25 protein-coding genes are annotated in these 26,194 nt (G+C 70.6%); 12 read left to right on the top strand and 13 right to left on the bottom strand.

The annotated features are described in order from the left end of the window. Nucleotides 1-640: polysaccharide deacetylase family protein (locus ACWEKM_RS38810; RefSeq protein ID WP_451625996.1), on the top strand; the 640-nt coding region annotated here is incomplete at its 5' end. A gap of 50 nt (nt 641-690) precedes the next feature. Further along, the gene (locus tag ACWEKM_RS38805) at nt 691-1,476 is read left to right on the top strand and encodes a maleylpyruvate isomerase family mycothiol-dependent enzyme (protein ID WP_451625995.1); all 786 of its coding nucleotides are present in this window, start codon (nt 691-693) and stop codon (nt 1,474-1,476) included. A 60-nt stretch (nt 1,477-1,536) separates the two neighbouring features. Here the strand turns inward: ACWEKM_RS38805 and ACWEKM_RS38800 are convergent, their stop codons facing one another. Then, entirely contained in the window at nt 1,537-2,727 is a 1,191-nt protein-coding gene (locus tag ACWEKM_RS38800; protein WP_451625994.1) for an AI-2E family transporter, read from the bottom strand. 134 nt (nt 2,728-2,861) lie between these two features. Next, nucleotides 2,862-3,596 carry a TetR family transcriptional regulator gene (locus ACWEKM_RS38795; RefSeq protein WP_451625993.1) on the bottom strand — a complete coding sequence of 245 codons (735 nt, stop codon included), beginning with the start codon at nt 3,594-3,596 and terminating at the stop codon, nt 2,862-2,864. 93 nt (nt 3,597-3,689) lie between these two features. On the opposite strand from ACWEKM_RS38795, the gene ACWEKM_RS38790 reads away from it, so the two are divergent. Beyond that, complete coding sequence (locus ACWEKM_RS38790) at nt 3,690-4,838, top strand: acyl-CoA dehydrogenase family protein (protein ID WP_451625992.1); 1,149 nt, start codon at nt 3,690-3,692, stop codon at nt 4,836-4,838. A gap of 199 nt (nt 4,839-5,037) precedes the next feature. On the opposite strand, the gene ACWEKM_RS38785 is transcribed toward ACWEKM_RS38790, so the two are convergent. Then, nucleotides 5,038-6,213, bottom strand: coding sequence for a tyrosine-type recombinase/integrase (locus ACWEKM_RS38785; RefSeq protein WP_451625991.1), 1,176 nt, complete (start codon nt 6,211-6,213; stop codon nt 5,038-5,040). Between the two features lie 143 nt (nt 6,214-6,356). Here ACWEKM_RS38785 and ACWEKM_RS38780 point away from each other — a divergent pair, with 143 nt between their 5' ends. The 4 genes from ACWEKM_RS38780 (at nt 6,357) to ACWEKM_RS38765 (ending at nt 8,708) form a co-directional block, all read left to right on the top strand. After that, nucleotides 6,357-6,908 carry a hypothetical protein gene (locus ACWEKM_RS38780; protein ID WP_451625990.1) on the top strand — a complete coding sequence of 184 codons (552 nt, stop codon included), beginning with the start codon at nt 6,357-6,359 and terminating at the stop codon, nt 6,906-6,908. 70 nt (nt 6,909-6,978) lie between these two features. Continuing rightward, a complete protein-coding gene (locus ACWEKM_RS38775; RefSeq protein ID WP_451625989.1) occupies nt 6,979-7,149 on the top strand; it encodes a helix-turn-helix domain-containing protein in 171 nt (56 codons plus the stop codon). A gap of 62 nt (nt 7,150-7,211) precedes the next feature. Beyond that, nucleotides 7,212-7,475, top strand: coding sequence for a hypothetical protein (locus ACWEKM_RS38770; protein ID WP_451625988.1), 264 nt, complete (start codon nt 7,212-7,214; stop codon nt 7,473-7,475). A 33-nt stretch (nt 7,476-7,508) separates the two neighbouring features. Beyond that, nucleotides 7,509-8,708, top strand: a complete 1,200-nt coding sequence (locus ACWEKM_RS38765; protein WP_451625987.1) for an IS4 family transposase — start codon at nt 7,509-7,511, stop codon at nt 8,706-8,708. A gap of 608 nt (nt 8,709-9,316) precedes the next feature. Here the strand turns inward: ACWEKM_RS38765 and ACWEKM_RS38760 are convergent. Together ACWEKM_RS38760 and ACWEKM_RS38755 are read right to left on the bottom strand one after the other, a co-directional pair. Next, complete coding sequence (locus ACWEKM_RS38760) at nt 9,317-9,805, bottom strand: glycine-rich domain-containing protein (protein WP_451625986.1); 489 nt, start codon at nt 9,803-9,805, stop codon at nt 9,317-9,319. Nucleotides 9,806-9,887: 82 nt separating this feature from the next. Then, nucleotides 9,888-10,094 (bottom strand): DUF7848 domain-containing protein, encoded by a 207-nt coding sequence (locus ACWEKM_RS38755; protein ID WP_451625998.1) that lies wholly within the window; start codon nt 10,092-10,094, stop codon nt 9,888-9,890. Nucleotides 10,095-10,597: 503 nt separating this feature from the next. Between ACWEKM_RS38755 and ACWEKM_RS38750 the strand changes: the two genes are divergently transcribed. The 3 genes from ACWEKM_RS38750 to ACWEKM_RS38740 are packed head-to-tail and all read left to right on the top strand — an operon-like array spanning nt 10,598 to nt 12,202. Continuing rightward, a complete protein-coding gene (locus tag ACWEKM_RS38750; RefSeq protein ID WP_451625985.1) occupies nt 10,598-10,852 on the top strand; it encodes a hypothetical protein in 255 nt (84 codons plus the stop codon). Beyond that, nucleotides 10,824-11,339: a DUF6879 family protein gene (locus ACWEKM_RS38745; RefSeq protein WP_451625984.1), complete on the top strand. Its 516-nt coding sequence runs from the start codon at nt 10,824-10,826 to the stop codon at nt 11,337-11,339. Before ACWEKM_RS38750 ends, ACWEKM_RS38745 begins: the two co-directional genes overlap by 29 nt. A 14-nt stretch (nt 11,340-11,353) precedes the next feature. Further along, nucleotides 11,354-12,202, top strand: a complete 849-nt coding sequence (locus ACWEKM_RS38740; protein ID WP_451625983.1) for a helix-turn-helix domain-containing protein — start codon at nt 11,354-11,356, stop codon at nt 12,200-12,202. Nucleotides 12,203-12,436: 234 nt separating this feature from the next. Here the strand turns inward: ACWEKM_RS38740 and ACWEKM_RS38735 are convergent, their stop codons facing one another. Then, nucleotides 12,437-14,722: an FUSC family protein gene (locus tag ACWEKM_RS38735; protein ID WP_451625982.1), complete on the bottom strand. Its 2,286-nt coding sequence runs from the start codon at nt 14,720-14,722 to the stop codon at nt 12,437-12,439. A gap of 544 nt (nt 14,723-15,266) precedes the next feature. Here ACWEKM_RS38735 and ACWEKM_RS38730 point away from each other — a divergent pair. Together ACWEKM_RS38730 and ACWEKM_RS38725 are read left to right on the top strand one after the other, a co-directional pair. Further along, complete coding sequence (locus ACWEKM_RS38730; RefSeq protein WP_451625981.1) at nt 15,267-16,472, top strand: cysteine desulfurase-like protein; 1,206 nt, start codon at nt 15,267-15,269, stop codon at nt 16,470-16,472. A 199-nt stretch (nt 16,473-16,671) separates the two neighbouring features. Next, a complete protein-coding gene (locus ACWEKM_RS38725) occupies nt 16,672-17,760 on the top strand; it encodes an NAD(+)/NADH kinase (protein WP_451625997.1) in 1,089 nt (362 codons plus the stop codon). Nucleotides 17,761-17,993: 233 nt separating this feature from the next. Here the strand turns inward: ACWEKM_RS38725 and ACWEKM_RS38720 are convergent, their stop codons facing one another. The 7 genes from ACWEKM_RS38720 to ACWEKM_RS38690 form a co-directional block, all read right to left on the bottom strand. Further along, the gene (locus ACWEKM_RS38720) at nt 17,994-18,941 is read right to left on the bottom strand and encodes a CAP domain-containing protein (RefSeq protein WP_451625980.1); all 948 of its coding nucleotides are present in this window, start codon (nt 18,939-18,941) and stop codon (nt 17,994-17,996) included. A gap of 562 nt (nt 18,942-19,503) precedes the next feature. Beyond that, the gene (locus tag ACWEKM_RS38715; RefSeq protein ID WP_451625979.1) at nt 19,504-20,142 is read right to left on the bottom strand and encodes a LysE family translocator; all 639 of its coding nucleotides are present in this window, start codon (nt 20,140-20,142) and stop codon (nt 19,504-19,506) included. A gap of 86 nt (nt 20,143-20,228) precedes the next feature. After that, nucleotides 20,229-20,381: a hypothetical protein gene (locus ACWEKM_RS38710; protein WP_451625978.1), complete on the bottom strand. Its 153-nt coding sequence runs from the start codon at nt 20,379-20,381 to the stop codon at nt 20,229-20,231. A 79-nt stretch (nt 20,382-20,460) separates the two neighbouring features. After that, nucleotides 20,461-20,961, bottom strand: coding sequence for an HIT family protein (locus ACWEKM_RS38705; RefSeq protein ID WP_451625977.1), 501 nt, complete (start codon nt 20,959-20,961; stop codon nt 20,461-20,463). 276 nt (nt 20,962-21,237) lie between these two features. Continuing rightward, on the bottom strand, nt 21,238-21,684 hold the full coding sequence (locus ACWEKM_RS38700) for a universal stress protein (RefSeq protein WP_451625976.1): 447 nt from the start codon (nt 21,682-21,684) through the stop codon (nt 21,238-21,240). A 128-nt stretch (nt 21,685-21,812) separates the two neighbouring features. Beyond that, entirely contained in the window at nt 21,813-24,146 is a 2,334-nt protein-coding gene (locus tag ACWEKM_RS38695; protein ID WP_451625975.1) for a glycoside hydrolase family 3 N-terminal domain-containing protein, read from the bottom strand. Next, complete coding sequence (locus ACWEKM_RS38690) at nt 24,143-26,077, bottom strand: glycoside hydrolase 5 family protein (RefSeq protein WP_451625974.1); 1,935 nt, start codon at nt 26,075-26,077, stop codon at nt 24,143-24,145. Before ACWEKM_RS38690 ends, ACWEKM_RS38695 begins: the two co-directional genes overlap by 4 nt. Nucleotides 26,078-26,194 lie beyond the last annotated feature (117 nt).

Here is a 26,194-nt window from a genome sequence, read left to right as displayed (position 1 = left end):
CGGCGGGATCCGGCCGTCGGCCGTGGACTGCCGTTTCGCCCCGTGCGTCGCGCTGACCTTCGACGACGGCCCCACCGGCTACACCCGCGCCGTGCTCGGCGCGCTGGAGCGGCAGCACGCCGTGGCCACCTTCTTCCTCATCGGGCCGCACGCGCTCCGCCACCGCGCGGACGTGCTGCGTGAGGACCGGGACGGCGACGCGATCGGCGACCACACGGTCACCCACCCGCACCTCACCCTGGTCCCGCCCGCCCGGGTCCGCCACGAACTGGACACCGCGGCACGGCAGATCGCCTCGGTCACCGGACACCGGCCGACGATCTTCAGACCGCCGTTCGGCGCGTGGAACGCGAAGGTGCGGGCCGCCGCCGCTGTCGAGGGCCTGTCGGTGGTGACATGGAACGTCGGCCCCCGGGACTGGAAGCACCACGACCCCCGGTTCATCGAGCGACGCGTGCTCGCCGGGGTGCGGCCGGGCGCCATTGTCGACCTGCACGACCGGTACGCGACCACCCCGCCGGCCGTCCCGTACCTCCTGCGCACGCTGAAGGCCCGCGGCTATGTACTGGTGACGATCCCTCAGCTCTTCGCCACGAGCGGCGGCATGCGGCCCGGCGTGGTCTACCACCACGGCCCGTGATGCGGGAGAACGGCCGGGTGGAACGCGGCCGGGCCCCGTAGCCTGGCCCCATGCCTTGCTGGGACCTCGACCGCTACCGCACCGAAATCCTCGCCCAGACCGACCTGTTGCGGACCCTGCTGACCGGCGCCGACCCCGCGGTCCGGGTGCCCACCTGCCCGGAGTGGAACCTCGGCCAGCTGGCCCGGCACGTCGGCGGCGCCCACCGCTGGGTGGAGACCATCGTCCGCACCCGCGCCACCGAACCGGTGTCCGACCATCTCGTCAACGACGTCTTCGACTACGGCGACGAGGACACGGCCGCGCTCGACGCCTGGCTCGCCGACGGCGCCCGGCAGTTGGCGGACGCGCTGGAGGACGCCGGTCCCGACACCCGGGTGTGGACCGTGGTGCCCGATCAGCCCCTGGCGTTCTGGGCCCGGCGGATGCTGCACGAGACCGTCGTCCACCGCGCCGACGCCGCCCGGACGGTGGGCCGCGGCTACCAGCTCGATCCGGCCGTGGCGCGGGACGGGCTGGACGAGTGGATGGCGTTCGGCACGGTGCCCGAGGCGTACGACGAGAACGACGAACCACTGCTCGGCACCGGCCGCACCCTGCGCCTGTGGGCCACCGACGAGCCCGCCGGGGACTGGTTCGTCGACCTCACCGGCGATGCCCCCCACTGGCGGCACGCCGCCGCCGACGACGACGCGGCGGTGACCGTCCGGGGACCGCTCACGGATCTGCTGCTGCTCGTCTACGGCCGGCCCGTCGACGAGCGGACCGAGGTCGAGGGCGACCGGGCCCTGCTCGACCACTGGCTGCGCCGGACCGGCTTCTGGCTCCATGAGTGATCCGACGCCCCCCGAGCCCGCGCACCGGCGGACCCTCCGCACCGCGGACGTCCGGCGCGGCTACGGCGGTACCGCTCGCAGTGCGCGCAGTACCGCCCAGACGACGGAGATGAGCGGGACCGCCACGACGGCTCCGATCACGCCCGCGACGATGCTGCCCGCGATGACGGACACGGCGACGACCAGCGGATGGAGCCGGACCGCCCAGCTCATCACCAGCGGGTGCAGCACATGGCCCTCCAGCTGTCCGATGACGACGATGAGCACCAGGACCAGCGCCGCCGTGAGGGGGCCGCGACCGGCGAGGGCGACGACGGTGGCGACGCTGAGCGCAACCGGCGAGCCCACCAGCGGCACGAACGTGGCGAAGAACTCCAGCAGGGCCAGTGGCAGCGCGAGCGGCACCTGGAGCAGGAGCAGGGCGATGCCCACGAGGACCGCGTTGGTGGCGGCCACGATGATGATGCCGCGCGTATATCCGGCGAACGTGCGCCAGGCGGCACGCCCCGCCCGGTCCCACCCCTCGCGGGCACTCGCGGGCAGCAACTGGTCGCGCGCCCAGCCCCACAGCCGCTCGCCGGAGTGGATGAAGAAGACGGAGGAGAAGAGCGCGAGGGCGATCCCGGTCACCACCTCGACGACCCGGCCGAGACCGCTGACGGCGCTGCTGAGCAGGCTCGACCGGTGCGTGCTGAGGTAGTTCATCACCTGGCGCTGCAGTTCGGCGAGCCGGCCCGGGCCGAGCCGGAACGGGGGCCGCCGGAGCCACTGTTCGATCTGGTGGACGCCGCCGCGGAACTCTCCCGCCAGTTTCGCCGACTCACCGGCCACCGCGTTCCCCACGAGGGCGAACAGGCCGAGCAGAAGCAGGATGCTGCCGACGAGCGCGACGGCCACGCTCAGCGGCCGCGGGAGCACGCGGTCCAGCAGATCGGTGACGGGGCGCAGGACCGCGGTGACGACCAACGCGAGGAACAGGGCCACGGCGACGAGCTGGAAGCGGCCCAGGATCGTGAACAGGCCGTAGACGACGATGCCGACGAGGATGAGCCGCCAGGCGTAGGCCGCGCCGACCCGTAGCCAGGGCACCGTCCGCTCGGGCGCGGCGGACGGCACCGCCGGGCCGCCGTGCGGGCCAAAGGGGGCGGGTCGTGGCAGCCGCACGGAGTGGGCGGGCCTGCTGCCCAGGACCGCACCGCGTGCCCCGCGCCCGCGGCCCGCGCCTTCCCTCCGTCTCTGATGACCAGTCATATCCAGAGCACGGTAAGGGCAAGCGGGACCACCTGCGGGGTGCAACGCGCCCGGACCGGCCGGGCACCGTGGGCACGGACACCCGGCATGGGTGAAGGCACCAGGAGGGAACTGAGTGCCTTGGGATCAGGCACTCAGTTCCCTCCCGGTGTGCTCCCGTCCCGGACGTCCTCCAGCCGCTGCACGATCTGCCACATGGGGGTGCTGGTCCGGGTGACCACGACGAGGGTCTCGCCGGTGTCGCCCCAGGTGCGACGGACGAGGTCGAGGGCCCGGTCGATGCCCTCCGCGGCGTCGCCGCGGGCGCCGGAGCGCAGCCAGGCGCGCAGTCCGTAGTTGTGCGCGGCCACCACGCTCGCGGCGACCGTGTACGCCCGGACGTCACCGTCCGGCAGCATCGCGAACCGCCCCTTGAGATAGCCGGCCAGGGCCCGCTCGTAGCGCCACACCACGGACGTCTCATGGGCCTTGAGCGCCGGCACCCTGCGGGTGAGCGCATAGCGTTTCACCGAGAACTCGGCGTTCTCCGCGTACATGCGCATGACCAGCCGGGCCGCGCCGCAGGCGCGCGCGACCGGGTCCGGGTCCCGGGTCCCCTCCTCCAGATACCCGACCATGTCGGCGAGCGCCCGTTCGTGGTCGGGGAAGACGACCTCCTCCTTCGTGGGGAAGTACCGGAAGAAGGACCGGCGGCCCACACCGGCCCGGCGCACGATGTCGTCGACGGTCGTGCTGTCGTACCCGTGCTCGGTGAAGAGTTCGAACGCGGCGGAGACGAGGAGATCCCTGATGGGGGCCTTCTCCCGGTCGCTTGCGCCCCCGGCGTCGCCCCCGGTGCCGCCCGTCGTGTCGTCGTGCTGCTCGTCCATGGCCCGAACGTACCTCCTCCCTTCCAGTGTGGCACTCAAGGTGCATAATGAGGGTACTGAGTGCCATCTCGGTGCTATCTCATGGGAGAGCTGATGTCCGACTTCGACCTGTACCGCCCGTCCGAGGAGCACGGCATGCTCCGTGAGTCCGTGCGTTCGCTGGTGGAGGCGAAGATCGCCCCGTATGCGGCGGCGGTGGACGAGGAGGCGCGTTTCCCGCAGGAGGCGTGCGAGGCGCTGGTGGCGAATGATCTGCATGCGATGCATGTGCCGGAGGAGTTCGGCGGCGCGGGTGCGGACGCGCTGGCGACGGTGATCGTGATCGAGGAGGTGGCGCGGGCGTGTGTGTCCTCGTCGCTGATTCCGGCGGTGAACAAGCTGGGGTCGCTGCCGGTGATGCTGGCGGGTTCGACGGAGTTGAAGAAGCGGTATCTGGGCCCGCTGGCGCGGGGCGAGGGGATGTTCTCCTACTGTCTGTCCGAGCCGGAGGCGGGTTCGGATGCGGCGGGGATGCGGACGCGGGCGGTGCGTGACGGTGATCACTGGGTGCTGGACGGGGTGAAGCGGTGGATCACGAACGCGGGGGTGTCGGAGTTCTACACCGTGATGGCGGTGACGGATCCGGGGGCGCGGTCGCGGGGGATCTCGGCGTTCGTGGTGGAGAAGTCGGATGCGGGGGTGTCGTTCGGCGCGCCGGAGCGGAAGTTGGGGATCAAGGGGTCGCCGACGTGTGAGGTGTATTTCGACGGGGTGCGGATTCCGGCGGAGCGGATGATCGGTGCGGAGGGGACGGGGTTCGCGACGGCGATGCGGACGCTGGACCATACGCGGGTCACGATTGCGGCGCAGGCGTTGGGGGTGGCGCAGGGGGCGTTCGATTATGCGAAGGGGTATGTGCGGGAGCGGCGGCAGTTCGGGAAGCCGGTGGGGGACTTCCAGGGTGTGCAGTTCATGCTGGCGGACATGGCGATGAAGATCGAGGCGGCGCGGCAGTTGACGTATGCGGCAGCGGCGAAGTCGGAGCGGGGGGACGAGGATCTGACGTTCCAGGGGGCTGCGGCGAAGTGTTTCGCGTCGGATGTGGCGATGGAGGTGACCACGGACGCGGTGCAGTTGCTGGGCGGGTACGGGTATACGCGGGATTATCCGGTGGAGCGGATGATGCGGGACGCGAAGATCACCCAGATTTATGAGGGCACGAATCAGGTTCAGCGGATCGTGATGGCAAGGAACCTTCCCTAGCAGTGTTTTTGCAGGTCAGAAGCTGTTTCGAAGGTCCGGAGGGCCACCTTCGGCTTTCTGCCCGTTGCGGCCCGATCAGGACCGTTCCTGGGCGTCATGCTGGGGGAATCCTGGGTGGATGCCGGGCTGAAAACAGCCACTGACCTGCACAAACAGCACAGCCCCCGGCGCGACGCCGGGGGCTGTTGTCGTACGCGTATCAGGCGACCTCTGATGCCTCCGTCGGGTCGTCGGCGCCGGGCGTCAACATCGTCGCGATGGCGGCCCGACCGCGCTGCTCGGCCCCTTCGAAGATGTAGTGGTAGTGCTCCCTCAGCACGTCCGTACTGCTGTGGCCCATCCAGTCGGCCACATCGTTCTCGGGGACTCCGGCGTACAGCAGCCGCGACCCGTAGTAGTGCCGGAGTGAGTGCGCCTTGCAGTACTTCACCTGTCCCTTGCCCAGAGCCTCCATCCAGATCTTCGGGTAGAAGTACGACGCGTAGAGGTAGCCGGTCCGCGTCACGTTGGGGAAGAGAAGCCGCTCCGGCCCCCATACCCCGTGGTTCTTGATGTGCCGCCGAAGCTCGAAGGCGACGTTCGGTGGGAGGGGGATGGTACGCCCTGGCTCGCCTTCGTCACGAGCCTTGATGTGCCGACGCTGAATCGCGCTGTTCTTCCCCGACTCGGTGTCTCCGTCCTCCGCAATCTGGAAGTCGACGCGAAGCGTCTCGGCCTTGAAGTCGATCTGATCGCGGGACACCGCCATGGCCTCACCCAGTCGCAGGCCGCACCCAGCCATGAGCCACAGCATCGCGCGGTATCGCGGAGGAGCGGCATCCAGCATCGCCAGGACTTCCCGCGTCGTGAGTCGCCGAGCGGTGCTCTTGTGCTCCCTGATCTCCTTGGCGCGGCTCCCGGCGCCCTTGACCTTCTTGCACGGGTTCCGGCCGATGATCTCGTTGACGACGGCCCAGTCCATCATCCCGGAGAAGAACGAGAACCGCTGACGCCGTGTGCGGGCCGAGAGCCTCCGGTCCTGCTCCATCCACAAGAGCCACTGCTCAATGTCAGCGACCTTCAGGGACACGATGGAACGGGCCTTGAAGAACGGCTCAAGGGTTGTCTTCTGAATGGACCGGTACTGCTTCTTGGTGCTGTTCTCCAGTTTCCTTTGGTTCGTCCACTGCTCCCAGACAGCCGTCACGGGCTGCTTGCCCAACCGGTCGTCCAGGTAGGTCCCGGCGTCGAGTTCCTGTTCCTTGCGCTTGCGCTGGTCGTCGGCTCGCGTCTTGGTGCCGAAGGTCTTCTGTCGCTGCTTGCCGTCCGGGTCGTACCAGAACGTCGTCCACTTCTTCGGGTCGTCCGTCGACCGTGCGACCCATGCCCTTGCCACTGAGGCGGCCCCCCTGCTGCTGCCGACACACGGGACCACCCCGCCGTCGTGCCGGTCACTCACCGGCATCTCAAGTTTGCCAACTGACCACCCTAGGTTGTCAACGCAGGGTGGAACCCCCTGGGTGTGCTAACTTGAGGGATATGGAAGCGGATGACAGTGGGTTCGAGATCACTCAGCAGCAAGGGGCATGGACGGTCCGCATGTGGTGGCCCGTTGGGCCGATCAATGGGGGGCCGCAGCGGATCACCATCGAGGCGGGCGAGGGCGCCCCCGCCCGCGAGGTGGCACGCGGTATCTCGACCACAGTCCTACGCAGGCTCGATGTGGCAGCAGCCTTGAAATTGGCAAAGCAGGCTCCCGAAGCCCAACGCACGTTGGAGGAAGTGGCAGGGAAGCTGAATGAGATGGGAGAGGCGGCGCGGCTCGCCCTGGAGGGCGAAGGCGTCTCAGAGCAGTACTTGACCCTGCTTGTTGCCACGTACACCGCCATGGCGGATTTCGGGGCTCCTGCGCCTGTTCGATGGCTGTCCCGGCTCATCGGTCGCCGACCTGAGACGGTGAAGGATCACCTGAAGCGGGCCAGAAGGGACGGCTTCCTGACCACAATTGCCGGTAAAGCGGGCGGAGAGTTGACGGATAAGGCCAAGGTGGTACTTGAGGAAATGGCTGAAGCGGGTAGCCGACGCGGCTGAACTCGCCAGCGCTTCATACGCATTGAGCCCCCGAGGGTCTTCGGGGGCTTTCCTATTTCTTGGAGGACGAATGGCGCTTGCCAAGCTGATGACCGTTGGCGATGTAGCTGACTACCTGAACAAGCCCCGGTCGTGGGTGTACGGAAGCTGGAGGGATGAACAGATTCCCTTTCGGAAGGTGGGCCAGTCACTTCGGTGCCGTCCGGCTGACTTGGAGAAGTGGCTAGACCGAGACAGCTGAACAGCTATCAGAGTGACGCCCCCGAGGCAACCGGGGGCTTTTTTGTTTCCTGAAGGGGTCACGTGAATAACACAATCCCGCCGTCGAGCGAACGCCGACAGGCTGAGTTGGAGCGGCGCGCGGATGTGCTGCTGGAGGCGGCTGATGACGAGACATGGGACCAGTGGCCGGACTTCTGGCCCGAGCAGGAAGAGACGGAGTTCGAACGAATAGCGGCGGCGCATACAGGGATGGTTCCTTTGAGTTGGGCCCCTGTAGTGGCGACATTGCCCAGCTTCGACCCGGAGTTGATCCGCCTAGACCCAATGCCGCTGACTTTGGGGTGAGTTGCTTGTAGCTTGTGGTCGGGGAGGGATGCTGTGCCACGGGCTGGGCAGGTGAAGCCGCCGGTTGAGGAGCGGTTGTCGGATCGCATCGCGCTGGGTGTGTTGACGCGGGCGTTCCCGGCGGAGTTGGTCGACGAGGTCGTCGCTGAGGCGGGCCGGGTTGAGCAGCGGAGCCGGTTGCTGTCGGCTCGGGTGACGGTCTATTTCGTGCTGGCGATGTGTCTGTTCTCCGGGCAGGCGTATGAGGAGGTCGCGCGGTTGCTGACCGAGGGTCTGTCCTGGGCGGGCCGGTGGCGGGGAAGGTGGGAGGTGCCCTCGACCGGGGCGATCTCCCGGGCGCGTGCCCGGCTGGGTGCGGAGCCGCTGCGGGCCCTGTTTGCGCGGGTGTGCCGTCCGGTGGCGACCGCAGACACGGTCGGTGCCTGGTACCGGGGGCGGCGGGTGGTGGCGGTGGACGGCACCACGCTGGATGTGGCGGACACGGAGGACAACGACGCGTTCTTCGGGCGGCCGGGGTCCGGGCGGGGTGAGAAGAAGGGCGTGTTTCCGCAGGTGCGGCTGGTGGTGCTGGCCGAGTGTGGCACGCATGCGGTCTTCTCCGCGGCCACCGGGCCGTGCACGGTGGCCGAGACGGTGCTCGCCGACACCCTGCTGCCGCACCTGAAGCCGGGGATGCTGCTGCTCGCCGACCGGGGCTTTCCCGGTTACGACCGGTGGAGGACCGCCGCGGCGACCGGTGCGGACCTGCTGTGGCGGGTGGCGTCCAACGTGGTGCTGGTGGTGCGCGAGCAGTACGCGGACGGCTCGTACCTGTCGGAGATCTACGCGGCCCGGGACAAGCGCCGCCTGCATGGGCAGCGGGTACGGGTGGTGGAGTACACCATCGCCGGCCACGAGGACGCCGGCCCGGTTCGGCTGATCACCACGATCCTCGATCCGGACCAGGCACCGGCCGCCGAACTCGCGGCCTTGTATCACGAGCGGTGGGAGGTGGAAGGGGTGCTGGACGAGATCAAGGTTCACCAGCGCGGCCCGGACGTGGTCCTGCGGTCCAGGCATCCCGACGGTGTCGAGCAGGAGGTCTACGGCTTCCTCCTCGTCCACCACGCCGTCCGCCAGGTCATGCACCAAGCCGCTGTGAATACCGGGACCGATCCCGACCGGCTCTCCTTCACCCGCTCCTTGCGTGTTGTCCGCCGCCAGGTCCCGGCCCAGGCGGCTTTTTCCCCCTGACCGCCTCACCGCGGCCTGGGACCGCACCCTCGCCGAGATCCTCCAACGCCTCTTACCGGTCCGCAGACTCCGCGCATTCCCCCGCGTCGTCAAGCGCAAGATGTCCAACTGGGGCCTCAAACGGCCCCACCACCGCACCTGGCCTCAGCCCGCCACCCCGCCCGCCGAAGCCGTCACCATTACCGCCCCGTCCAAGACCGCCCCGACCAAGCGAAAACCCAAGGCCACCCCTTAAAACAGCGGCATTGCGACTAGACGCGTACCCCGAACAAATCAAAGAACGCCCCTGCCGCGAATGGCAGGGGCGTTCGTTTGTTGGTCAGCGTCCCAGGCGGTTACTGGACCTTGGGCGGGATCACGAATCCTCGCATCGGCCCCGAACCCGGTGGCTCCTCAGAGAACTTGGCGGCCACAGATGCCAGTGCGTCAGCGGTCACGTCCCGGCGGTTGGTCGGGTCGGCTGTGTCGTACACGCGCCAAGGCCCTGCCGTGTTCTCCGGGTCTTCCGGCGCAACCACTCCGGGGATGCCCAACTTCCTCAGCACAGCGTCAACTTGCCGAGCCCGCTCAGCGTCCAAATTTCCGCCTTCCGTCTGCTTGCGCTCAGCCTAGCTGCCGCCACCGCCTGAGCAGTGCGAAGCGCACTTGCCCGGATTGATCGGGCCACAGCCGCCGGGCTTGGGGGTGTGGGAGCAGTTGGCCGCCACCGACACCAGGGCTTTGGTCGGGCCCGTCCAAAGTTCACTGTCCACGGTGTGCCCGGCCTGCTCGATGATGGCCACCGTCCGCGTGAGCGCGTGTTCGTCGTGCCGCTCGGCGTCGGGATGCTCGGGCCAGTGGTGCACGAACCGCCCCAGACGCTCACACAGCTTCTCGTACAGGTTCGTGTGAAGGATCAGTGCGTGCCATCCCTCATCGACCACGTTCGACGGCGTGATCTTGACGCGGGGGAACTGCGCGGCGGCATCCATGAACTTGAGTGCTTCCACCACGATCCGCTCGGCCGTAGCCTCCTCCATGCCGGGGTTGTTGTCGGTGACGGTTGCGACGACACCCCCGAACGCGGCAGGGGTGAGTAATGCGCGTACATCGTGCATGTGTGTTCCTCCCTGTTCTCGCACTTCACAGCCCACCCCGGTAGCTCGACTGTCCAAGGTTTTCGCTACCGGGGTGGTGTCTCTACTCGGCGCGGACCACCATTGCGAACGACGTACGGATACGTCGGAAGCCTGGGTGGCCTGACCGGCCCGTGTGGCTCAAGCACTCCGCGTCGACGGGCGACGAGTCGTCGGCGGGAGTGGCTTTCCAGTTGCAGTGCAGGCACTCGGCCTCGAAGGTCACGTCTGTTTCCGGGTGCTCGGTGGTCCTGTGCATCACGTACCGCATCGTTGTTCTGGTGATCACAGCCCACCCCTACGGCTCCGCTCGTTGACCTCGGTGACTCTGGCGGCGAGTCCTTCGGTTGGCTGCATGGCTGGGGCTTGGTAGTCCGGGCACTTCGGGCTACCGCATTGGCACTTCGGCCACTTCAAGCCGTTGCCCGGAGGTAGGTCCCCGCCCTCGGGGCCGCCCCCGTCGGCTTTGGCTACGAGCACAGCCCCTCCGACACCGAAGGCCCCGGTGAGCTGAGATAGGAACCGTCTGCCTTCCCCGCTGCTCATGCGGTCAGCCGGTCCGATGTCGTACGTCTCGTTCCCGGTCACCATGCCCGCCCTCCGGATCGATTCCGCGTCGATGTGTCGACCGTAGGAAGTGGGGTATGCCGAGCTCCACGAACTTGCACGGGCTTGCACGTCAATTCGGTTGTCTCATTGCGGTATTGACGCTCTCTGCGCTGTTCAAAGATGCTGGTGCAAGTCCGAGCAAGTACCTAGAACAGGGAGCCTGCCATGGCCGTAGAGTTCGTTGGGATCGACCCCGACACCGACCGGGACCACTGCCCTACTGTGTGGGCGGACGTGGAGGCGCAGGAGATCTTGTTCCAGGGGTGGAAGCCGACCTCGGAGACTCAGGCGGATTGTGAGGGAAGCAGTCCCGCGAACGGTCCGGTGCCCGACGGTGAGGCCATCGTCAGGGTCCCGGCCCGGATGATTTCGATGATCAGGGAGGCATGCGATGCCGTCGAGTGTGCCCAGCTTCGCTGAGCTGCTTGGCCAGTGCGAGCAATCCGCCGTCCACCTGGAGTTGCGCGACGCGTACGCCGCCACGGACCGTTTCGAGGCGTGGAAACGCGGCGAGCGGATCAACTGGGAGGCTCGCGAGTCCTGGTGGCATCCCTATGACCAATTGATTGCTGACACCGTGGCCAGGGGCGTGGTGATCCGAAGGGCGCGAGTGGTCTCCGAGCCGGTATCGGAATACATCCGTTGGGAGCACTACGTCACTCACGCCAACGTCACAGCGGGGGAGCAAGTCCGCTGGCTGCCCCGGCGACGGGCAACCACCATTCCCCTGCCGGGAAACGACTTCTGGCTGTTCGATGACGTGCTGCTCCGGGTCCACCACTTCTCGGGGGATGGCGTGGTGGTGGAGGACGAGATCACGACCGACCCGGAGGCAGTGAAGCTGTGCTCCGCCGCGTTCGAAGCGGTCTGGGAGCGGGCGATCCCGCACCACCAGTACAAGGTCTGACGAAAGCCAGCTCCATGCCCCCGCACTCCTCCTCACGCGTTCAGAAGGCCCGCGAACTCCTGGCCGGCCGTCTGCGTGAGATCCGGCAGGACGCGGGGATCAGCGGGCGGGAGCTGGCCGTCAGGTGCCGTTGGTCCGAGTCGAAGTCGTCCCGGATCGAGAACGCCAAGACGCCTCCGTCCGATGCCGATATCCGCGCGTGGTGCCGGGCCTGTGCCGCTGAGGATCAGGCCCCGGACCTGATCGCGGCCAACCGGCAGTCCGCAGAAGCGCACGTGGAGTGGAAGCGACTCCAACGGACCGGCCTCCGGAGGCTCCAAGAGAGCACCGGCGACCTGTACCAACAAACTAAGACCTTCCGCGTCTACGTATCCGACGTGATCCCTGGCTTCCTTCAGACAGCGGGTTATGCCTCCGCCCTGCTGTCCTCCATCGAGGACTTCCGAGGAACGCCGGACGATGTGAGCGAGGCTGTGGCAGCTCGGATACGGCGTAACGAGGTCTTGAACAAGGGCGGGCGCCGATTCTCCTTCGTGCTGGAAGAGTCTGTGCTGCGCTACCGACTGTGCACCGCCGAAACCATGGCCGCGCAGCTTGGCCACTTGCTCGGTGTCATGGACTCTCAGAACGTCGCAGTGGGCATCGTCCCGTTCGCAGAGCAGCGGGTCGTGTGGCCCATGCCGACCTTCACGATCTTCGACGACCGGAGAGTGCACGCGGACACCCTGGACGCTGCCTCCACGCTCACGCAGCCTAGCCAGGTTGAGCTGTACACCCGCGCCTTTGAACGTCTCTCGCAGCAGGCCGCACGGGGAGCGGCAGCCCGCTCCCTCATCGCGGACGCGGTGGCATCCCTGGGCTGACCAGCAACGCAGACGCTTCACGTGTGCATGATTCTGGGGAAATGCTGGGGGAGCACCCTACGATGGGTGTGTTCATGCAGGTCAGGGCGATAATGCCGTAAAGCACCCAGATCTATGAAGGCACGAATCAGGTTCAGCGCGTCGTCATGGCCCGCAACCTTCCCTGACGCCCCCGCACGGCCTGCCCGTAAGCCTTCGTACGGCCTGCCCGTAAGCCTTCGCGTGGCTCGCCCGTCAGCCTTCGTACCGTCGCGCGGCCGCGGCCAGGCCGGGCTGGAGGCGGCGGGCCGCGTTCAGATGGTCGGCGGTCCAGATGATGCGGACCGCCGTGTCCGAGGCCCGCCCGTGCTCGTCCAGCAGATCGCGCCGGACGGACTCGACCAGCCCCGCCGCGCCGTCCGGGTCCGGCGGCAGCGGATCGGGCACGTACTGCGGCCCGCCGAGGCATGCGGCCAGATCCCGGTACCAGCCGGCCACCCGACCGGCCGCGGAGAGCAGCACCAGCCGGGCGGCGGCCCGGTCGGCCTCGGCGGACAGATCACCGGCCCGCTGCCACAGCCCCAGCACGGCGTCCGCGGCCAGGCGCAGCCCCACGATGCCCGTGACCAGCGTGGTCATGTCGGCCAGCGGAACGGGCTTGGAGCCGCGCTCGGCCAGATAGCTGCGGAAGGCATCGTCCAGCCGTCGCGCCGACGCGGCCGCCGCACGGCCCTGCTCCAGCGGGGCGCCGGCCCTCGTCGGCGGCCTGCCGCACCTGCCGATGGCGTACTCCACCGCACCCGCCAGATAGCGGGCGCTGTCGGTGTACGCGGCGGCCAGCGCCCGGTCCACCGCGGCCGTGGCGCCGCGCGGCCAGAAGAACAGGCCCACCAGCACGCTCACCGCACAGCCGAGGCCGATGTCCTGGATCCGCAGCAGGACGATGTGCCAGTTGGGGTTCTGGCCGATGCTGAACAGCACGACGAGTGTGACGGTGAAGGCCGCCTGACCCGCCATGAACGAGACGGCGGCCGGCGCGATGCCGGCGACGAGCACGGCGAGCGGCAGCAGGAACCAGAGCGCGGTGCCGTGATGGCCGATGAGCTGCAGCAGTCCCGCGCCGACGACCGAGCCCGCGAGGGTGCCGCCGAGCGCGCGCACCGCCTTCTGCCCCGTGCTGAGCGCGTTCGAACGCAGCACCGACAGCGTGCCGAGCAGCACCCAGAAGGAGTGCTGGACACCGGTCAGGTCGGCCAGGGCGACGGCGATGCCCAGTCCCAAGGCGCCACGGAGGCTGTTGTGCAGCCACACCGAGTGCGGCTGGAGATGGGTCGCGGCCCGCTCCCGGGCGGCGGCGAGCGGCTCGGTAAGCGCCCCGGGGTCGCGGCCCAGCAGCCGCTCCGGCCAACTGCGCCGCTCCGCCGCCGCTGCCAGCTGCACATTGTCCGCGATCTGCAGGGTCGCGAACCCCAGCTCCTGGGCGCGGAAGGACACGTCCAGGGTGCCCAGGAAGGCGCGGACCTCCGCCTCGGTGCCGGGACGGTGATGCACCGGCAACCGGGCCGTGGCCGCCAGTTCCAGGCGCCCCACGGCCTTACGGAGATCCGTCGCGGCGGCCGGGAACGTGTCCGGCGAGGTACCCGGACGGGCGAGCAGGGTGGCGGCCCGGTCGAGGACCGCGGCGGCGGCCCGCAGCACGGCGTGGGCATCCGTGTCACACGTACGGCAGTCGGCCGAGGGCCGTCCGGCCTCGGCCACGACAGCGGTCAGCCAGGTCAGCTCGTCGACGAGTCGGACGAGGGCACGGGAGCCGACGGACAGATCCGTGGGCCGGTACGGAGTGGCGTCGAAGACGGAGCGCAGATCCGCCGCCGCCGCGGCGGTCTCGGCGGCGAGTTCGTCGCGGCGCACGGCCGTCGGCGCGGCCGGCGCGTCGGACGGCCGGGACACATACGCACGCAGCTGTGCCGCCGCCGCGCGGCACACGCGCGCGGCCGGTGCGCCGAGCGGGTCCGCGACCGGCCGGGGCCACAGGAGGGAGACAGCGCACAGCGTCGCCAGTGCCGCGAGGCCCGCCCCGGCCAGCCGCGCCGGCAGCTGCGACAACGGCGCGGGTGTGGTCACGGGGAGGACGAACGCCAGCAGCAGCGAGGTCGTCGCTCCTGCCAGCACGGAGCTGACGACACCCGAGAACAGGACCAGGAACCCGATCACCACCATGACGGCGACCGCCGCCCAGGTCACCCCGGCCACCAGCGAACCCAGACAGATCAGCACCGCCCAGGCCACCGCCAGGCCCGCATACGCCCGGAGCCGCTGCACCATCGGACCGGTGAAGTCGACCAGCAGCAGCATCGAGATGGACCCGAATGCGGCGAAGGTCGCCATGACGGGCGAGCCGATCACCTGACCGCACAGGGCGAAGAGGGCGGGCATGACCAGCGCGGTGCGCCCGGCCCGACGGGTCGCCGCGAGGTCCGGGTCGTGCGCGCGCAACCACGCCAGGGGCGTCGTCGGCCGGGTGCCGCCCAGTTGTCCCATGGGCCCGCGTCCCAGAGGTCCGTGTCTCAGAGGTCCGTGTCCCATAGGCCCGCGCACCTCCCGCGGTCGGCTCGCCCGCCTGCCCCGACGACGCCAGTATCGGCCACACCCGACGTGCCTACGCGGTGCGCCGGGCCGGACGGGCGGACCGCGGGCGGCGAGCCCGGCGCACCGTGTCCGCGCGGCCGACCCGGTCAGGCCGTGTCCCAGAACCGCCGCGACCGGCTGCCGCGCGGTCGTGGCGGCAGCAGGGTCACCACCGGCCCCGGCGGCACCCATGGAACCGGCGGCAACCATGGCCCCTGCGGCCTCCGCAGATCCACGGCACCGCTGGCATCCACGGCCCCCGGCCCCCCGCGGCCCCGGGGCATCCACGGCGCCGTCGGCATAGGCGCCGACGGCGGTGGCGAGGCGGACGGAGAGGGAGACGAAGACGGCGGCGACGAGGCACGCGCGAGTACCGTCGGCGTGACGCGCACCGCCCGCTCCGCCTTCCCGCTCCGTCCGCCCGCACCGCCCGGCCGCCACCCACAGGAGCCCTTCAGTGACGTACGACATCAGTGCCATCCGCTCCCAGTTCCCCGCGCTGGCCGCCGGGGTCGCCCACTTCGACGGCCCCGGCGGCACCCAGACCCCCCGGCCCGTCATCCAGGCCATCGGCGACGCACTGGCACAGCCCCTGTCCAATCGCGGCCACGAGGCGCCCGGGGAGCGCAACGCGGACGCCATCGTCACCGAGACCCGCCGGGCCATGGCCGACCTCCTGGGAGCGCGACCGGCCGGGATCGTCTTCGGCCGCAGTGCCACACAGCTCACCTACGACTTCTCCCGCACACTCGCCGCGACCTGGTCGCCCGGCGACGAGGTGGTCGTCACCCGCCTCGACCACGACGCCAACATCCGCCCGTGGATCCAGGCCACCGACCGGGCCGGTGCCACCGTGCGCTGGGCGGACTTCGACCCGGCCACCGGCGAACTCACTGTGGACGACATCCGCGCCGTCGTCTCCGAGCGCACCCGGCTGGTCGCCGTCACCGCAGCCTCCAACCTGATCGGGACGCGCCCCGCGATCGCCGAGATCTCCCGCCTGGCGCACGACGCCGGGGCGCTCACCTATGTCGACGGCGTCCACTACACCGCGCACACCTTGGTCGACCTGGAGCGGCTCGGCGCGGACTTCTTCGTCTGCTCCGCCTACAAGCTCCTCGGCCCTCACCTCGGGGTGCTCGCAGCCCGGCCGGAGCTGCTGGAGACCCTGCGCCCCGACAAACTGGAGCCCGCCACCGACGCGGTCCCGGAACGGTTCGAACTGGGCACGCTGCCCTACGAGTTCCTCGCCGGCACAAGGGCGGCGGTCGACTTCCTCGCCGGTCTCGACCGTAGTGCCACCGGATCGCGGCGCGAGCGGCTGGCCGCCGCGTTCGCTGCCCTGGAGAGCCATGAACGCACCCTGCGTGACCGGATCGACAAGGGGCTGTCCCCGCTCGACGGCGTCACGGTCCACTCCAGGGCCGCCGACCGCACCCCCACCCTGCTGCTGACCTTCGAGGGGCGCGACGCGGCGGACGTCTACCACGTGCTCGCGCGGCGCGACGTCCACGCGCCGGCGGGATCGTTCTACGCCGTCGAGGCATCCCGTCGCCTCGGCCTCGGCGACCGTGGCGGGCTGCGCATCGGGCTCGCGCCCTACAACGACACGGACGACGTCGACCGGCTGCTGGCCGGGCTGTCCGCGTATCTGGCGCGCTGAGGGACCTGCGGGGGCAGTGAGGGCGGCGAGGGCACGCAACGGGCGGCGCGCGCGGGCGCCGTCCGGCGGCGTGACGTGCGAAGCCGTGGCAGGCTCGATGGTGTTCCTGTCCCTGTTCCTGTTCCTGTTCCTGTCCTGGGCCCCGGCCCTGGCGCCGCGCCGGTGCGGGCCGTCGGCCCGTGTGTCCTTGGAGGCGGATATGACCGTGAGTCGCATCGGCCTGGTCGTCCACGGCGGACACACGGAGGCGGTGGACGCCGCGCAGGCCGTCCGGGAGTGGAGCGCGCAGAACGACGTGCGCTGTGCGGACATCGACGTGTGGCAGGACGGCGTGCGGCACAACGCGCAGGAGGAGATCGAGGCCGCGGGCGACCCCGATCTCATCGTCACGCTGGGCGGCGACGGCACGTTCCTGCGTGGGGCCCGGCTGGCGGCGGAGCACGACGCCCTGGTCCTCGGGGTGGATCTCGGCCGGGTCGGCTTCCTCACCGAAGTCCCCGCCCCGGCCGTGCGGTCCGCGCTGGACGCCGTCCGGGACGGGCGGCTCAGCGTCGAGAGCCGCATGCTGCTCACCATGCGCGCCTCCTGCCGTCTACAGGTGCCCTCCGGCATGGAGGCGCTCCTGCGGTACGGCCGTGGCCCCCTGCTGCCGCCCCCGCGGGTACGCACCGAGTGCGAGACCGGGGACGAATGGGGCATCGCCCTGAACATCATCGCGCTGAACGACGTCGTCCTGGAGAAGCTCGCCCGGGACCGGCAGGTGTCGGTGGGCGTGTATCTGGCCGGCCGGCTGCTGGCGTCCTACTCCGCCGACGCGCTGCTGGTCGCCACCCCCACCGGCTCGACCGCCTACAGCTTCGCCGCGGGCGGCCCCGTCGTCTCGCCGCGCGCGGAGGCACTGATCTTCACGCCGGTCGCCCCGCACATGGCGTTCAACCGGTCGGTCGTCGCCGCTCCCGACGAACCCATCGCGCTCAGGGTGCTCGAACGCTCGGGCCGGGCCGCCGTCAGCGTCGACGGCCAGCTCCGTGGCGTCCTCAACCCGGGGGACTGGATCGGGGTGTACCCGTCCCCGCACCGGCTCCGGGCGGTGCGACTGGGGCCGATGGACTTCTACGGCCGACTGCGCGACCGGATGAACCTCACCGACGCCCCGGCCGCGCTCGCCGACGGCTCAGCCGCGCCGCTGTGGCCGGTGAGGTCCCCGCCCCCCGCTGACCTCGCACACCTCGCGCTTCCCCCGCGCCCGGACACGAGCGGCGCCCTGCCGGGCCGACCGATGTCCTGACCACGGTCGCGAACCAGCCGCCCGCGGACTCGGCCCGCCCCGACCGCGGGCCACATCGGGCCCCACCGAGCCCGGGGCCTGGGCCGGGGCCTGGGCGCGCTTCGGGGCGCGCACGCTGCGTCCCGAAGCAGCGTGGCGCGCCCGATTCTCGGCGCACCCGATTCTTCGTGCACCGATTCTTCGCGCACCCGAGGTCACATCGGTTCCGTGTCCCCCTGGCAGGGGCCCGCCGGTTACCGGGCGGTGCCGAAGTCCTGGGTCCAGTAGCCGCCGGGCTGTGCGAGACCGACGCCGATGTCCTTGAACGAGCAGTTGAGGATGTTGGCCTTGTGGCCGGGGCTGGACATCCAGGCCGCCATGACCTGCTCGGGAGTGGGGTAGCCGTATGCGACGTTCTCGCCGTAGGCGCTCCAGGTGTAGCCGGCCTTCGTGATGCGGTCTCCCGGGGCGGACCCGTCGGATCCCGTGTGCGACATGTTCTGGTGGGCCGCCATGTCCTCGCTGTGCGCCTGTGCGGCCTTGCTCAGGGTGTCGTTCAGGGTCAGCGCGGAGCAACCCGCCTTACTGCGTTCGTCGTTGACGAGTTTGACGATGCGGGTGGTGGTTTCGGGCGCGGTCGCGGTGGCCGTCGGAGCGCTCGGTGACTCCGGGGCCGCGGAGGTGTCGGGCGCCTCGGCGGGTGTGCTGGGCGCGGCCGTGGACGCGTTGGGTGCGGGCGCCGGGGTACTGGGTGCGGGTGCCGAGGCGCTGGGTGCGGGCGCCGGAGTGCTGGGCGCCGGGGCGCTGGGCGGCGTGGTCCTCCAGTGCCAGGGGCCGGGGTGGTGTCGATCCGCCCACGGATGCGGGGCGGCGGCCCCTGGCGCACCGGTCTGCGGCGAGTCCGCCGCGGCGGTCGGAGCGTCCGGGGCTGCCGGCGCCGCCGGGGCCGGGGCGCCGCCCTTGTGGGGGGTCCACTGCCGGCCCGCGCCGCGGTTCCAGTCCTGACCCCGGTCGGAGTTGTTCCACCAGCCTGTCCCGGCGGTGTTCGCGGCGCCGCTGAGCTGCTGCTGCTGTCCGCCGCCGCCCGGCCCCTGCCAGTCGGCGCGGGCCGCCATGGCGGCGGACGGGACGCCCACGACGCCCACGGCGACGGCGGCGACGAGTATGCGCCGATGATGATTCTTCTTGCGGTGGTTCCCCATGCGTGACCTCACTCGGTAATCGCCGAGCGCTCCTTGTGCGGTGTGCCGGCTGCGAAGACCCCGCCCCTCGACCGCGGCGGTGTCGTGCGGGTCGATTCTCAGGAAGGCTTCATTTGCGGCGCAAAGGGCTCTCGTACGATCGCGCCTCGTAGACCGGCCCGTCTCTTGTCAGGGAAGTGCGAGCGTGCAGGCCCGGATTCACGATCGGCGCGGGTTTCCGTCGCTCCGTCAGAAGTCGTTTGCTGCAAAGGGTGAAGTGAATGTGCCGTCGATGCGGCGGGCGTGCTCTCCCGGTGGGGCGCACAGAGGTACCAAGACGGACAAATCCAGCATGTCGCCGGATGGGCGTCTACTATCCGGCCCGGCTGATTCCCCGAGCCGGTGTGATACATGTCACGGAACCATCTGTGTGCGGCCCCCGTTGTCGTCGCCCCAGGCGCTCACGACGCTCGCCACTCGCCACTCGCCGTTTGCACCGGCAATGACATCGACGGCGCCGTCACGGCAGGCTCGGGGGATGGCGGGAAGGGGAATCAGGCCCCCGCATCGCCCGGCCGCGCGGTCAGTCCTTGCGGCCGGTCGCGGCGACGGTCACGCCGAGGCCGATCATCGCGAGACCGCCGACGCCGCCGACCAGCGAAAGCCGTCGAGGAGAACGGGCGAACCAGTCCCGAGCGGTGGCCGCGGCCAGCCCCCACACGCTGTCCGAGGCGATGGCGATCACGTTGAAGACCAGGCCGAGCAGCAGCATCTGGGCCGGTACATGGCCCCGGTCGGTGTCGACGAACTGCGGCAGCACGGCCGCGAAGAACACGATGGTCTTGGGGTTGGCCACACCGACCGTGAACCCCTCCCACAGCGTCCGCAGGCCGCCCCGATCCGCCTCGTCCGCGGCGAACACCGCCTTCAGGGAACCGCGCTGCCGCCATGCTCTGACACCCAGATATACGAGGTATGCGGCGCCCGTGAGCTTCAGCGTCGTGAAGACCACGGCGGAGCGCTCCACGACGGTCCCGATCCCCAGTGCCACGGCCACGATGAGCACATAGGCGCCGAGCGTGTTCCCCACGACCGTGGTCAGCGCGGCGCGCCGCCCGTGTGCCAGCGCCCGCCCGATCACGAACAGCACACTGGGCCCGGGGATGACGATCAGCAGGAACGACATCGCCGCGAAGGCGAGCAAGCGGTCGGCAGACACCATGGCGCCCATGTAAGCACGGGCGGCCGGACGTTGGGGCGCTTTGTCGGCCGCCGTCCGGGCCACACCGAACGCGGGCGCGGCGGCCCTCACGGATGCGCGCGCGGGCCGCCGCCGTAGCGGTCGAAGAGGGCCTCCAGATAGTCCTCCAGCCGCCTGGTCACCACGGCGGGGGTCAGGTCGGTGCGGCCCACGACGGCCCCGCCGACCCGCTCCGGCTCGGCTCCCGGCCCCGCGATCACGGGGCGGACCGGTCGCTGTGCCGAGCACACTGGCCGCGTTCGCGCCAACGGCCGTACAAGATAGGTGAGTTGTTCGGCGTCAGAGGGTGCGGCCGTCCGTGAGGGCCTTCCGCAGTAGCCTGGCCGACTCCGCGTTCTGCTCCGGGGTCGGGGACAGCACGCCGTTCTCGGCCATCAGCGCGTGGAACTGCTGCTGCTCGTAGGGAACCCCCGGCGGCAGGCCCGCGATGTGCCAGTGCACATGGGCGTTGCCCTGCTGGCTGCCCAGCGAGAGGAGATACGTCCGTTCCGGCGCGAAGACCGCCTCCACGGCCGACGCGACCTTCCGCACCACGCCCATCAGCCGGGCGAAGGCGGCCTCGTCCAAGTCCCTCACCACGTGCTCGACATGGGCCTTCGGCGCCACCAGCACCTTGCCGGGCAGGGTGGGCCACCGGTCCAGGAAGGCGATGTGGTCCTCGTCCTCGTACACCACCTCGTGCCGGTAGTCCGCGTGCCCGGCCAGTTGCGCGCAGACGAAACACGGACCGGTCCGGGCCTGGACCGAATACGCCTCGCCGTCCCATTCCGTCCGCTCCATCCCGCGCATCACCCCTCCAGCGTGTCCACGCCGACGACAAGATCCCCGGCCGGGCCGAGATGCCCGGCCGTATCGATGCCGGTCCCGGAGGCCGGGGTTTGCTCCACCGAGCGTAGCCCCCAAGAGGGGATGTGCCTTCAACTGGGCGCATGTACACGGATGTACGGGGCCCGCATCTTGAGTACCGCCCCCACGGTGGGCGACGTCGCCGAACGTTCCGGGGTGTCGTTTCCCGGACCACGCGGGATGCGACGCCGCCCTGCCGGAAGCGGATGACTACGACTTTTCGGCGTCGGCGTCCTCGGCGGTCTCGGGCACGAGGAGGATCGCCGTGCGGCTGGTGTGCGCGACGGCGTCGCTGACCCGGGGGTTGAAGAGCGCCTCGAGCGAACCGCGGTGGTGCGGGCTGAGGACGAGAAGGTCCGCCCGGAACTCCTCGGCGGTGGCGGCGATGGTGGCGGCGATCTGGGTGGTCAGGCCCTCGGCGAGGGTGCCCTCGGCGTCGACGCCCGCCTCGCGCAGGGCGCCGACGGCCTCGTCGAGGATGGTCCTGGCCGCCGTGTCGTCCTCCAGGGGGACGACGGCGGCGAGCGTGGCCGCGGACGCGGCGACATGCAGGACCTTGACCTTGGCACCGGTCAGCCGGGCCGTTTCACCGGCCAGCCGGACGACGGCGTGACGGGCGGGGCTGGAGTCTACGGCGACAAGGATGCGGTGGAACATGGATCTCTCTTCTCCTCTTCCGTTCTCTTCCGGACACCTGATGGTGCGGTCGATCATGTGCCTCAACAAGGGGACGGCTGGGTAGTGTTCCGCCCGGTCGGCCCCTTTCCCCGATCTTGGTCTGAGATTCACCTTTTCCCGGGCCGGGACGGTTCGCCGCTCCCCGCGGGTCGGTCGATCCGTAGTCGCGCCCCCTGTGTGCGGTCGGCCGAGGGGCCCGTCTCCAGCAGTACGTCGCCCGGCTCCACGACCGGTTCATGGTCCCGGCCCAGTGCGACCAGGGTGTCCGCGTCGACCGTGAAGACGGCCTCCGCGCTCACGCCCGGGGGCAGGTCGAGCGGGGCGAAGCCGCGCAGTTCCCGGGTCCGCGGCCACGAGGTGCCGCCGGACACCCGGCGCACATACAGCTGGACCGTCTCGCGCACCGGACGGCGGCCGGTGTTGCGGACGGTGACCCGGCAGATGAGCGTCGGGTCGTCCGCGGTGACGCGGTCGCGGGACAGCCGGGGCGGGCCGTGCACGACGGTGGTGTACGACAGGCCGTGGCCGAACGGGTAGGCGGCGCTCGCGGGCTGGTCGACGTACCCCCGATAACTGTGGTCCTTGCCGTTGTAGAACACGGGCAGCTGCGCCGCCGAGCGCGGTACGGAGACCGGAAGGCGGCCCCGCGGCTGGGCCCGGCCGAACAGTACGTCGGCCACGGCCCGTCCGCCCCACGGCCCCGGATACCAGGCGCTGAGCACGGCCGTCGCCGCCCCCGGCGGCTTCGGCAGCGCGTGCGGACGGCCCTGGACGAGCACCACAATCGTCGGGACACCGGTCGCCGCCACCACCTCCCACAGCGCCGACTGCCCCTCGGGAAGCGAGAGTTCGGCCAGATCGACGCCCTCCCCGCAGGTCATGCCGGATGGCGGCCCGGCGGTCACGAGCGCCGCCCCGTTGGAGTCGAACACGGTGTCACCGGAGCGTGCGCTCGAACCGCCGAGGACCAGCACGGCGGCATCGCAGGAGGCCGCCAGCCGGGCCGCCTCGGGCACCCCGGAGACATCACCGCCCACCAGTTCGCAGCCCCGGGCGTACACCACCTCGGTGGCACCGGCCGCCGCGCGGATGCCGTCCAGGACGGTGACGCCGGTCCCGGGACGCTGCGGTGCCGTGTAGTCGCCGATCTGCTGCACGACGGAGTCGGCGTTCGGGCCCAGCACCGCGATGCGGGAAGCCGCCGGGGACAGCGGGAGCACATCGCCCTCATGGGCCAGCAGGGTGATCGAGGCGCGGGCCACCCGCTCGCTCAGCTCGACCGGATCGGGGCCGCGCCGCGAGGACTTCGCGGCGGGGGCGCCCGGGTGGTCGAAGAGACCCAGGCGGAACTTCAGGGTGAGGACCCGGGCCACGGCGGCGTCCAGCACCCGCTCGTCGACCAGCCCCCGTTCGACCGCCTCCCCGAGCCGGGGGAAGCACGCGTCCCACAGGCTCAGGTCGCAGCCCGCGTCGAGGGCCAGCGCGCCCGCCGTCACCGGATCGCCGGTGAGCCGGACCAACCGGTCCACCGCGCCGCCGTCCGCCATCACGATGCCCTCGAAACCCCACCGCTCCCGCAGCAGCCCCGACAACAGGGGGCGGTTGGCGACACAGGGCACGCCGTCGAACTCGTTGTAGGCCGCCATCACACCGGACGCCCCGGCCCGCACGCCCGCCCGCGCCGCCGCGAGATGGATCTCGTGCAACTCGCGGGCGCCGAGTTCGGTGGCGGCGCTGTTGCGCCCGCCGACGGTGGCGCCCTGGCCCGCGAAGTGCTTCAGGACGACGGCGACCCCGGCCCGGTCCGCCCCCTCGACCAGCGCCTCGGTCAGCCGCGCCGCCAGATAAGGGTCCTCGCCGAAACACTCCTCGGCGCGCCCCCACCGGGGGTCGCGGACCATGTCCAGCGCCGACACCAGGGCGACATGCCCGCCGCGGGCCCGCAGTTCGGTGGCGACCGCCTCGGTGGCCTCGGCGTACAGCTCAGGGTCCCAGCTCGCGGCCACCGCCAGATTGACCGGCAGGACCGTGCCGTCCAGGGCCTGGTGACCGTGCGGCATCTCCTCGACCAGCAGCACCGGGATGCCCAGCCTGCTGTGCTCGATCACATACCGCTGCACCGCGTCGCAGACCCGGGCGCCGTCGACCGCCTTGATGCCCGCGCCGAAGCCGACCCCGGACCAGGCGTCGGCCCGCTGCAACCCGTACAGGGCGCCCATCCCGCCGAAGGCGGCGACCTCCGCCTCGAACGCCCCGGTGAGCCGGTGCCCGTCGGCCGTGCGCTCATAGGCGTGCCAGCCGTACATCCGCTGGTTGACCTGCCCGACCTTCTCCGTCAGCGTCATCCGGGACAGCAGGTCGCGTACCCGCTCCGGCACCGGCGCCGCGGGATCCCGGTAGCGCGCGTCCGGGCCCGTGGCGCCGGTCCGGACCGCGCTCATCGCAGCTCCAGGACCGCGACGCCGTACGGCTCCAGCGTGACCTCGGTGACCGGCACACCCGAGTCCGGCAGGTGCAGCGTGCCGTCGCTGACCGGAGTCACCCGCAGCGTCTCGGGGCACTGGCTCACCAGCCAGACGAAGCGCCGGCCGTCCGCGTGGACCAACAGATCCGCCGCGACGTGCGGATCGTCCACCGTCACCGGTCGGCGCACCCCGGCGACCTCGGCGAGCGCGGCGTACAACCGGTGTGTCCGGTCCGGGTTGGCCCCCGGCGTGCGTGCGGCCATGTGCTCCAGCGGGTAGGTGGCGAGCACGGTCCGGCCCGCGCCGGTCTCGTTGACCAGCAGCGCCGGACGGCCCCGCCCGTCGACCGCGACCACCCGGCCCTCCTTGGGCACGACCGGCAGATAGGCGCGGCTGTCCGCGTTGCCGGCGACCGGGAAGCGCAGCACCTCGCCCGCGCGCAGGCGGCCGAAGTCCTCCGTGAACGTCATCTCCAGCACGTCGTCCTCGATCGGCTCGGCGACGCCGTACGACAACTGCAACTCCACCCCGAACAAGCCGTCCAGGTCGTCGAACCACGGGCCGCGGGTGACGGGGTGCTCGCCCGAGCAGAACGACAGATAGACGGTGGCGCCCGCCTCGGCCCTGCGCCGCAGCTCCCGGCGGGTGCGGGCGGTGAGCTGACGGGTGGCCGGGAGCAGATACAACGCGGCCTCGCCGGGCAGTCCGTCCGCCTCCCGGGTGAGGGCCACGGGCAGGTCGGCCGCCCGCGCGGCCACATAACTCTGATGCAGGGACGTGAAGATGAGCGGCCGGTCGGCGGGCCTGCTGTAGGGGTAGCCGCGCTCCAGGAAGGCCGGCACCACCAGCGCCGCGTCGGCGTCCGCCCGGGCGCAGCGGGCGAAGTCGACGGCCCGCAGCACCTCGGCGAACGCGGCGAGTTCACGCAGCGGCTCCTTCGGCGCACCCGTGCGGTCGGTGATCCCGAAGTGCATCTCGAAGGGGTGGTGGTCGTACGGGGACCGGTCCCACAGGTCGTCGTAGTCGGTGTTGTTCCAGGCGATCCAGCCGGTGGCGCCGCCGAGCAGCGAGTTGTGCAGGGTCTGGCGGTAGTAGATCCCGGCGTTGTGCGCCGAGACGGTATCGGTGGACAGCCCGAACTCCTCCAGCACGACGGGCTGTCCGGTGACGGCGGCGAGTTCGCACTCGAAGGCGGCCCGGTAGTGCTGCCGGGTCCGGTCGGTGTCGGAGCGGTAGACATGCGGGCCGACGAAGTCGACGTACTCGGCGGTCTCACGCAGCGAGAAGCCGTTGTCGTTGCCGGTCACCTCGATGCCCCAGGCCCCGTCCCCGAGCGACACCGGCTGGGTGCCGCCCGCGGCGCGCACCGCGTTGCACATCGCCTGGGCCCACGCCGTGACCACATCGGAGGACGGCGGGTCCACCTGGTGGATCCGGCCGTATCCGGGCATCTCGTTGGTGATCAGCCAGCCGGTGACCGCCGGGTGGTCCTTGAAGCGGCGGGTCATCTGCGACACGAACCAGGACTGCCGGCCCACCATCCACACGTCCTCGTACAGGTCCCGGCCGCCCCGCCAGGCCGGGTCCCAGTTCTCGCCGGACATGTGACCGACGATGAACGTGGGCACCGTGCCCATACCGATCTCCTGGTGCGCGTCCAGGAAGTCCCGGAAGTGCGCGCACAGCGACTCGTCGATCCGGTGCGGCTCGGGGTGGAAGTCGGGCCAGTAGAAGAAGGACCGGGTCATCGTCAGACCGTGGTCGTGCAGGACCCGCAGTTCCTCGCGGACGGTTTTCGGGTCGTAGTCCCGCCACATCAGGGGGCCGCCGGTACGCGACCAGAAGTTGGCGCCGAGCCAGGGCAGCACGGCGGGATGGTGGGAGAGCTGGGCGCTGTGGCGTCGCATGGTCCTTCTCAGGTCGGTGCGGTTGCGGGGGGTATGGGTGCGGGGGGGTATGAGGGGGGGGTGAGGGACTGCGGGGGCGAAAGGAACAGAACGGGCGGGGGTGACGACAGGCTCTAG

The organism is Streptomyces sp. NPDC004752 (assembly GCF_053601275.1).
Note: the sequence above shows the minus strand (reverse complement) of the source record. Positions and strands in the feature narration are given on the sequence as shown.

Excerpts from the sequence above, each read along its gene's own strand:
- ACWEKM_RS38745 (WP_451625984.1), top strand. The coding sequence starts at position 10,824 with ATGCCGTCGAGTGTGCCCAGCTTCGCTGAGCTGCTTGGCCAGTGCGAG.
- ACWEKM_RS38720 (WP_451625980.1), bottom strand. The coding sequence starts at position 18,941 with ATGGGGAACCACCGCAAGAAGAATCATCATCGGCGCATACTCGTCGCC.
- ACWEKM_RS38760 (WP_451625986.1), bottom strand. The coding sequence starts at position 9,805 with ATGCACGATGTACGCGCATTACTCACCCCTGCCGCGTTCGGGGGTGTC.
- ACWEKM_RS38755 (WP_451625998.1), bottom strand. The coding sequence starts at position 10,094 with ATGCGGTACGTGATGCACAGGACCACCGAGCACCCGGAAACAGACGTG.
- ACWEKM_RS38705 (WP_451625977.1), bottom strand. The coding sequence starts at position 20,961 with ATGGAGCGGACGGAATGGGACGGCGAGGCGTATTCGGTCCAGGCCCGG.
- ACWEKM_RS38750 (WP_451625985.1), top strand. The coding sequence starts at position 10,598 with ATGGCCGTAGAGTTCGTTGGGATCGACCCCGACACCGACCGGGACCAC.
- ACWEKM_RS38695 (WP_451625975.1), bottom strand. The coding sequence starts at position 24,146 with ATGAGCGCGGTCCGGACCGGCGCCACGGGCCCGGACGCGCGCTACCGG.
- ACWEKM_RS38780 (WP_451625990.1), top strand. The coding sequence starts at position 6,357 with ATGGAAGCGGATGACAGTGGGTTCGAGATCACTCAGCAGCAAGGGGCA.
- ACWEKM_RS38700 (WP_451625976.1), bottom strand. The coding sequence starts at position 21,684 with ATGTTCCACCGCATCCTTGTCGCCGTAGACTCCAGCCCCGCCCGTCAC.
- ACWEKM_RS38690 (WP_451625974.1), bottom strand. The coding sequence starts at position 26,077 with ATGCGACGCCACAGCGCCCAGCTCTCCCACCATCCCGCCGTGCTGCCC.
- ACWEKM_RS38800 (WP_451625994.1), bottom strand. The coding sequence starts at position 2,727 with ATGACTGGTCATCAGAGACGGAGGGAAGGCGCGGGCCGCGGGCGCGGG.
- ACWEKM_RS38775 (WP_451625989.1), top strand. The coding sequence starts at position 6,979 with ATGGCGCTTGCCAAGCTGATGACCGTTGGCGATGTAGCTGACTACCTG.
- ACWEKM_RS38790 (WP_451625992.1), top strand. The coding sequence starts at position 3,690 with ATGTCCGACTTCGACCTGTACCGCCCGTCCGAGGAGCACGGCATGCTC.
- ACWEKM_RS38740 (WP_451625983.1), top strand. The coding sequence starts at position 11,354 with ATGCCCCCGCACTCCTCCTCACGCGTTCAGAAGGCCCGCGAACTCCTG.
- ACWEKM_RS38725 (WP_451625997.1), top strand. The coding sequence starts at position 16,672 with ATGACCGTGAGTCGCATCGGCCTGGTCGTCCACGGCGGACACACGGAG.
- ACWEKM_RS38795 (WP_451625993.1), bottom strand. The coding sequence starts at position 3,596 with ATGGACGAGCAGCACGACGACACGACGGGCGGCACCGGGGGCGACGCC.
- ACWEKM_RS38735 (WP_451625982.1), bottom strand. The coding sequence starts at position 14,722 with ATGGGACAACTGGGCGGCACCCGGCCGACGACGCCCCTGGCGTGGTTG.
- ACWEKM_RS38715 (WP_451625979.1), bottom strand. The coding sequence starts at position 20,142 with ATGGTGTCTGCCGACCGCTTGCTCGCCTTCGCGGCGATGTCGTTCCTG.
- ACWEKM_RS38805 (WP_451625995.1), top strand. The coding sequence starts at position 691 with ATGCCTTGCTGGGACCTCGACCGCTACCGCACCGAAATCCTCGCCCAG.